Source organism: Cryobacterium sp. M91 (assembly GCF_002929615.1).
Classification (GTDB): Bacteria; Actinomycetota; Actinomycetes; order Actinomycetales; family Microbacteriaceae; genus Cryobacterium; species Cryobacterium levicorallinum.
Map to the genome: position 1 here is coordinate 96,398 of NZ_PJJT01000077.1, position 6,757 is coordinate 103,154.

At 65.4% G+C, this 6,757-nt stretch carries 8 protein-coding genes; 4 read left to right on the forward strand and 4 right to left on the reverse strand.

Annotated features, from left to right (window positions below; genetic code table 11):
* Positions 1 to 167: 167 nt before the first annotated feature.
* Genes CXY80_RS05980 through CXY80_RS05990 form a run of 3 tightly spaced genes read left to right on the forward strand, consistent with a single transcriptional unit; the run spans position 168 to position 3,230 of the window.
* Positions 168 to 1,499 carry a magnesium transporter MgtE N-terminal domain-containing protein gene (locus CXY80_RS05980; RefSeq protein WP_092450442.1) on the forward strand — a complete coding sequence of 444 codons (1,332 nt, stop codon included), beginning with the start codon at positions 168 to 170 and terminating at the stop codon, positions 1,497 to 1,499.
* A complete protein-coding gene (locus tag CXY80_RS05985) occupies positions 1,486 to 2,052 on the forward strand; it encodes a DUF1003 domain-containing protein (RefSeq protein ID WP_092450248.1) in 567 nt (188 codons plus the stop codon). The genes CXY80_RS05980 and CXY80_RS05985 overlap by 14 nt, the downstream gene beginning before the upstream one ends.
* Positions 2,049 to 3,230, forward strand: a complete 1,182-nt coding sequence (locus CXY80_RS05990; protein WP_104131940.1) for an Mrp/NBP35 family ATP-binding protein — start codon at positions 2,049 to 2,051, stop codon at positions 3,228 to 3,230. Before CXY80_RS05985 ends, CXY80_RS05990 begins: the two co-directional genes overlap by 4 nt.
* Positions 3,231 to 3,258: 28 nt before the next feature.
* Here CXY80_RS05990 and ppk2 read toward each other — a convergent pair whose 3' ends face one another.
* The gene (ppk2, locus tag CXY80_RS05995) at positions 3,259 to 4,080 is read right to left on the reverse strand and encodes a polyphosphate kinase 2 (protein WP_092450252.1); all 822 of its coding nucleotides are present in this window, start codon (positions 4,078 to 4,080) and stop codon (positions 3,259 to 3,261) included.
* A gap of 17 nt (positions 4,081 to 4,097) precedes the next feature.
* A complete protein-coding gene (locus tag CXY80_RS06000; protein ID WP_092450254.1) occupies positions 4,098 to 4,487 on the reverse strand; it encodes a sec-independent translocase in 390 nt (129 codons plus the stop codon).
* Positions 4,488 to 4,573: 86 nt separating this feature from the next.
* On the opposite strand from CXY80_RS06000, the gene CXY80_RS06005 reads away from it, so the two are divergent.
* On the forward strand, positions 4,574 to 5,206 hold the full coding sequence (locus CXY80_RS06005) for an O-methyltransferase (protein ID WP_092450256.1): 633 nt from the start codon (positions 4,574 to 4,576) through the stop codon (positions 5,204 to 5,206).
* Between the two features lie 67 nt (positions 5,207 to 5,273).
* Here the strand turns inward: CXY80_RS06005 and CXY80_RS06010 are convergent, their stop codons facing one another.
* Together CXY80_RS06010 and CXY80_RS06015 are read right to left on the reverse strand one after the other, a co-directional pair.
* A complete protein-coding gene (locus CXY80_RS06010; protein ID WP_092108645.1) occupies positions 5,274 to 5,450 on the reverse strand; it encodes a DUF3117 domain-containing protein in 177 nt (58 codons plus the stop codon).
* Positions 5,451 to 5,532: 82 nt separating this feature from the next.
* The coding region (locus tag CXY80_RS06015) for a hypothetical protein (RefSeq protein ID WP_369828642.1) at positions 5,533 to 6,757 on the reverse strand (1,225 nt) is incomplete at its 5' end.

The following is a 6,757-nucleotide window of genomic DNA, read 5'->3' on the forward strand; positions in this document are numbered from 1 at the left end:
CGCGCAGTGAACTTTTGTCGGGAATCATGGGCAAGTTCGCAAACGGTCATGAGCGCAACCCTATTCCGTGCCGGCAATTCGTGCCTGGTCACCATCGTCGGGCTGGTGCCCGACACGGGAAGTCGTGCCGGGCCACCAATGTCGGGCCAGTGGCCTACATTTATATTGTGAGTGCCACCAGAGTTTTTGTCGCCCGACTGGCCGGGTGCACCGTTTTCGACCCCGCGGGCGACCGCGTGGGCAAGGTGCGCGATGTTCTCGTGGTGTATCGAAAAAACGACCCGCCCAGCGTCGTCGGCCTGATCGTGGAGATCCCCGGTAAACGACGCGTCTTCGTGTCGATCAACCGGGTCACCAGCATCGGCAGCGGCCAGATCATCACGACCGGCCTCATCAATGTTCGCCGCTATGAGCAGCGCGGCGGCGAGGTGCGCGTCATCGCCGAACTCCTCGGCCGCAAGGTGCTCTTCACCGACGGCTCGGGCGATGCCACCATTGAAGACGTCGCGATCAAGGAGGGCACGGAGGCCGACTGGGCGATCAGCCAGCTGTTCGTGCGTCGCCCCAAGACCAGCGCCTCCCCCTTCGTCAAGGGCGTCACGACCTTTGCAACCTGGGCAGAGGTGCGCGAGAAAGCGACCGAAGGCCAGGCGCAGTCCGCCGAACACCTCATCGCGACCTATTCCGATTTGAAACCGGCCGACCTCGCCAATACCCTGCTCGACCTGCCGCGCGAGCGCATGTTTGAGGTGGCAGGCGAGCTGCCCGACGATCGCCTCGCCGACGTGCTCGAAGAGATGCCAGAGACCGATCAGGTCGGCATTCTGACCAGCCTCGGCGATGCCCGCGCCGCCGATGTGCTCGATCAGATGCAGCCCGACGATGCGGCCGACCTCATCGCCCAGCTGCCCGAGGAGCGCGGCGAGCAGCTGCTCGACCTGATGGAGCCCGAAGAAGCCGAAGACGTGCGGTTTCTGCTCTCCTACGCTCCCGACACGGCCGGCGGCCTCATGACGACCGAGCCGATCATCGTCTCGGCCGATGCCACCGTCGCCGAGGGGCTCGCGCGCATCCGTCGTCATGATCTTGCCCCGGCACTCGGTGCGGCGATCTGCGTGACCCTGCCCCCCTACGAAGCTCCCACCGGTCGTTTTCTGGGCATGGTGCATTTTCAGCGGATGCTGCGCTACCCGCCCCACGAGCGGCTCGGCACGCTGCTCGACGCAGGTCTGGATCCGGTGACCGCCGACACGTCGGCCGCCGAAGTCAGCCGTATTCTGGCGAGCTACGACCTTGTGTCGGTGCCCGTGGTCGATGAGAATTACCGACTGGTCGGGGTGGTGACGATTGATGACGTGCTCGATTACCTGCTGCCCGACGACTGGCGCAGCCACGACGGCAATGATGATGTGCGTCGCCGCGCCGCCGCCCGCAGCGAGCTGAGAACCGGCAGCATCCCGCTCCCCGGAGCGCAAAGGACGACTCGTGGCCCGCAATAATCGCGCCGACCTGCGCCTCGATGCGCCCAAGGGGCTGCGAACCGGCAACCTCGTGGGTCTCGGGCGCAACGGCGGCCACAGCCGGGACCGGTTCGGCCGCTTCACCGAGGCCATCGCCCGCGGCATGGGAACCCCCTGGTTTTTGCTCGGACTCACCCTGTTCGCCGTCGCCTGGATCTCCTGGAACACGCTCGCCCCGGTTGCCTGGCGATTCGACTCCGTCGCGCTCGGCTTCATCGCCCTGACCCTCGTGCTCTCGATGCAGGCCTCGTATGCCGCGCCGATGATTCTGCTCGCGCAGAACCGTCAGGACGACCGTGATCGTGTGCAGTTCGAGCAGGACCGCCAGCGGTCAGAACGCACCCTCGCTGACACCGAATATCTCGCCCGTGAGGTCGTGGCCCTGCGCATTGCGATCAAGGACATGGCCTCGAAAGACTTCATCCGCGCGGAACTGCGTGCGTTGCTCGAGCATCTGGATGAGCGCAGTGATGAGCGCAGCGACGAACGAGCAGCCCCAGACAGCACCGACGAAAGCCGCCCCACCGCATGACTTCTACACCTTTTCCTCCGGCCCCTCTGACTCCAGAGCCCGACAGCATCCGCTCCCGCGTCTTCACCGCCCTATCACGGGTGACCGACCCCGAGATTCGCAAGCCCATCACCGACCTCGACATGGTGTCCGGGGTGAGCGTGAGCGATGACGGTCAAGTGAGCGTCGGCATCCGCTTGACCATTGCCGGTTGTCCGGCCGCCCAGCACATCGAGAGCGACGTTCTCGCCGCCGCCGAGTCGGTGTCCGGGCCGGGGCGCGCGAGCGTCGAGGTGGCGATCATGACCCGCGAGCAACGCACCGCGCTGACTGAGAAGCTGCGCGGCGGCCAGGTGGCACGCAGTGTGCAGTTCGGCCCGGAGTCACTCACCCGCGTTTACGCGATCACGAGCGGCAAGGGCGGCGTCGGCAAGTCCACCGTCACCGCGAACCTGGCCGTGGCGCTGGCCGGTGAAGGCCTGCGAGTGGGAATCGTCGACGCAGACGTGCACGGCTTCAGCATTCCCGGCCTGCTCGGCCTGGTGCACGAGGGCCTCGCGGTCAAACCAACCCAGGTCGGCGACATGATTTTGCCGCCGATCGCGCACGACGTGAAGGTCATCTCGATCGGCATGTTCATCGACGACGCGTCGGCCGCGGTCGCCTGGCGCGGACCGATGCTGCACCGCACGATCAAGCAGTTTCTCACCGATGTGTACTTCGGCGACCTCGACGTGCTGCTGCTCGACCTGCCACCGGGCACCGGCGACGTCGCCATCACGGTCGGCCAGCTGCTCCCCCACGCCGAGGTCATCGTCGTGACCACGCCGCAGTCCGCAGCGGCCGATGTGGCCGAACGCAGCGGCGTCGTGGCCCGCCAGATCGGGCAGAGCGTCTACGGCGTGATCGAGAACATGTCGGCGATGGTGCAGCCCGACGGCAGCTTGCTCGAGCTGTTCGGTTCGGGCGGCGGCGACGAGGTCGCCAGGCGCCTCTCCGTCGGGCAGCCCGCGCCGGTGCCGGTGCTAGCGCAGGTTCCGCTAAGCCTGGCCCTGCGCAGCGGCGGTGATGCCGGGCTCCCGGTCGTGCTCGGCGCGCCCGACGACCCGGCCGCTCGCGCCATTCTGGAGCTCGCGCACCGTATGAAGACGCGGGCCCGCGGACTGGCCGGCCTCAGCCTGGGCCTCACACCGCGCTAGCCGGCCCGGTGAAACCGCCCGGGAATCCTTATTCCTTCGGCTTCACCAGCGTCGCGGCATGGTCGGGAACCTGGTGGTTCTCCTCCCGCGGCGGCCGTTCATAGTCCGAAGCCGGCGGCCTGGGCGGAATGTGCACCTTCGGCGGGTCCGTTTTCTCGTACGGCACGAGCGAGAGCAGATGGCTGATCACGTTCAACCGGCTGGCCCGCTTGTCCTCGCTCTCGACCACCCACCAGGGCGCTTCGGCGATGTCGGTGTGCACGAACATCTCATCCTTCGCCTTGGAATACTCGACCCACTGGGTGATCGACAGCACATCCGTTTCGGAGAGCTTCCAACGCCGCATCGGGTCTTTCAGCCGGGAGCGAAACCGTCGTTCCTGCTCCAGGTCAGACACCGAGAACCAGTACTTGACCAGCAGAATTCCGTCTTCGACCAGCATCCGTTCGAACAGGGGTGCCTGGTGCAGAAACCGACGGTATTCATCGGAAGTGCAGTAGCCCATCACCCGCTCGACGCCAGCCCGGTTGTACCAGGATCGGTCCATCAGCACGATCTCGCCGGTCGAGGGCAGGTGCTCGATGTAGCGCTGAAAATACCACTGGCCGCGCTGGCGCTCGGTCGGCATCGGCAGCGCGACGATGCGCGCCACCCGGGGATTGAGATATTCGGTGATGCGCTTGATCGCCGAACCCTTGCCGGCAGCATCGCGGCCCTCGAAGATCACCACGACGCGGGCACCGGATGCCTTCACCCACTGCTGCATCGTGACCAGTTCGGCCTGCAGCCGGGCGAGTTCGGTCTCGTAGATGGACTTTTTTACTCGCTTGGGCTGCTTCAACTCGCTCATCCGTTCTCCTTGGAGCGTTACGTCGCCTCAGAGTCGAACGGGGCCGGCTCGAGCGCGGCCAGGGCGGCTTCCCTGGCACGTTTGCGTTTCAAATAGGCGCCGTCGGGGTTCGGCTCGGCCCGGGAAATTGACGCGGATTGCTCCTTGACCGGGTCTTCATCGGCGAGGGCTTCCCGAATGATGCGGCGGGGATCGTACTGGCGTGGGTCGAGTTTTTTCCAGTCCAGATCGTCGAACTCCGGACCCATCTCGTCGCGCATGCGATCTTTGGCACCATTGGCCATGTCGCGCAGCTGGCGTACCAGGCGAGCAAGCTGGGCGGCGTAGTGCGGCAACTTGTCTGGGCCAAGCAAGAAGACAGCGATGATCCCGATCAGCAGAATCTTTTCGAACGTCAGCCCAAACATGTCCCTAGAATATCTGCCCGGCGGGGCATCCATGGACCAGTCCACCTCGGCCCTAGTCTTGAGCTAATCATCTACTGGAGTTATTTGTGTCTGACATTGAATTAAACTGGAAGTTCTCCGACGACTGTGTCGTCGAATCCGAAGCCATCGCGCGCGCGCGTCAACAATCCCTCGAACTCGGGATCGACGCGATTGCACCCTCGGTGGGCGCACAGTCCGCCGTGATCGCCGCCGCCACCGGGGCCCGCAGCATCCTCGAGGTCGGTACCGGGGCCGGAGTATCGGGGATCTGGCTGCTCACCGGCGCGCCCGGCGCTACCCTGACCTCGATCGATACCGAGGTCGATCATCTACAGCACGCCAAAGCCAATTTCGCCGAGGCGAAGATTCCGGCCAACCGGGTTCGCCTGATCACAGGCAAGGCCGGCGAGGTGCTGCCCCGCATGAACGAGAATTCTTACGACATTGTGTTCGTTGACGCCGACCCGCAGTCGGTCATCGAATACGTTGAACACGGCCTGCGCCTGGCCCGACCGGGCGGAACCGTACTCGTGGCGCACGCACTGTGGCGCGGCCGCGTCGCCGACCCGGCGCAGCGCGACGACGTGGCCACCGGTTTTCGCACGCTGCTGACCGAGATCGCCGGGTCGAGTGCCGTGATCAGCGCGCTCTCCCCCGTCGGCGATGGGCTGCTGCAGATCACCAAGCTGAGCGCTTAACCGACCGCACATAGAAAAGAACGGCTGCGCGAGCAGCCGTTCTTTTCTGTTTCGAACTAGAGGAACGCTACTTCGCCGCAGCGACAACCCCTGCGAGTGCATCGTGAAGTTCCTTGGCCTCGGCGTCGTTGACTGATACAACGAGCCGACCCCCACCTTCGAGCGGTACACGCACGATAATCAGGCGCCCCTCTTTTACCGCCTCCATTGGACCGTCTCCGGTTCGTGGCTTCATGGCCGCCATGAACTCCCCTTCCATTCGTCTTTGTATATCCATTATCGACTATCTCGGCCCGAGACGTAAATTAGGGCCTGATCGCGGTCGTTTAAGGCGGTGTCCAGTCGTAGCCGTCGACGCCCCAGCAGATCAGCAGCCAGCCCCACTGCCCGGCCACGCAGACCAGAACGATCGCCACGCGGTAGGTCCGGTTACGCGGCATCGCGGCCGCGCCGAGCAGCGGAAACATCGGCATGAGCAGCCGAAACGTGCTGGACTGCGGAAAAAACACCGCAAGCAGGTATAGGGCGTAACTCGCCAGCCAGAGCCGCAAGTCAACGCCGAGACGTCGCACGGCGGGGGTGAACAGCAGTAGCGCGAAGGCCAGAATCAGGGCGGTCACCACGACGATACCCAACGGGCTGCCGAGCCACCAGACGCCGCTCTGGAACCAGGCCGTGAACGGCACGAGCTCCTGATAGCCGATGTACGGTGCTCGCCAAGCCAGTTCCGTGTCGGTATAGGCCATCAGGTCGCCGGTCGCCGCCCACGCTGCGAGCGGCCAGGCCAGTCCCATCAGAGCGCTGAACAGGGTAACGGATGCCGCCAGCATCCGCTCTCGAGGCGCAAAAGGATCACGCGCGCGCGTGACGAAGCGATAGATCACGTGCAGCCCGAGCGCGAGCGCGAAGGCCAGCCCGCTCGGCCGGGTCAGGGCCATCACCGCGATCACCGGAAACAGCAGCCAGTAGCGGCGTTCGAGCAGCAGGTAGAGCGCGAGGGTCAGAAAGAAGAGGTACATCGACTCGGCGTAGGCGAACTGCAGCATGGGCGACAGCGGGGCGGCACAGAACAGAACGACCGCGAACAGGGCCGTGGCCGGCGACTGAACCCGGGCCATCAGCCGGTAGAACAGCAGCGCGGTGCCGAGGCTGAAGGCGACCGAGACGAACACCGCCACCGGCGCCCAGGATAACCCGGTCAGTTCCATAAGCAGGCGCGCCAGTACCGGGGACCCCGGCATGAACGCCCAGGCGTTCTCGCCGATCTGGCCGGTCGAGGTTTCCGGCAACACACTCGGGTAGCCGACAACGGCGACGATGTTGTACCAGTTGCCGTCCCACATATTGGCGAAGTCGGTGTATTTCGGGCTCGCGCCGGTCCAGGCGTTGGGGCCCTGCACGCTCGCCAGCATGAGGACCAGGCTCGTCGTGACCACGCGCGACAGCGCCCAGACCACGATCACCTTGCCCCACCACGGCGTCAGCCGATAGCGGGCCTGCCACGCAGCGGGCAGCCGGCGGGCGGGCGGGCGGCGGGCGGGCGGGCGGCGG